Origin of the sequence: Ochrobactrum sp. SFR4, from assembly GCF_019730395.1 — a bacterium.
In the GTDB taxonomy this organism is placed as follows: domain Bacteria; phylum Pseudomonadota; class Alphaproteobacteria; order Rhizobiales; family Rhizobiaceae; genus Pseudochrobactrum.
Map to the genome: position 1 here is coordinate 1 of NZ_JAAPBB010000554.1, position 309 is coordinate 309.

Annotated in this window: 1 protein-coding gene; it reads left to right on the forward strand. The window is 48.9% G+C overall.

Annotated elements, in window-relative coordinates:
• Positions 1-309 (forward strand): phosphatidylglycerol lysyltransferase domain-containing protein (locus HBA93_RS20220; RefSeq protein WP_221724466.1); only part of this gene is annotated, 309 nt, incomplete at both ends.

Consider the following 309-nt stretch of genomic DNA (forward strand, 5'->3'; position numbering starts at 1 on the left):
TGGAAGGGCCAAGCCGTCAGCCTTTCCGCTATGCGGATCGCAAGGTTACGAAAGACGGCCTTGTCTTTGAAATCATTCCGGCAATCGATGTGCCACCTTTATTGCCGCGTTTGCGGGAGATTTCTGATGCATGGCTCGACTTTAAATCCGGCAGTGAGAAAGGTTTCTCACTCGGTTATTTCGATGAGGATTATCTCCGCCGGTTTGATCTTGCAGTCTTACGCAATGACTGTGAAATTGTTGCTTTCGCCAATCTGTGGCGCGGTGGTGACAACTATGAAATTACCGTTGATCTGATGCGCTATATGC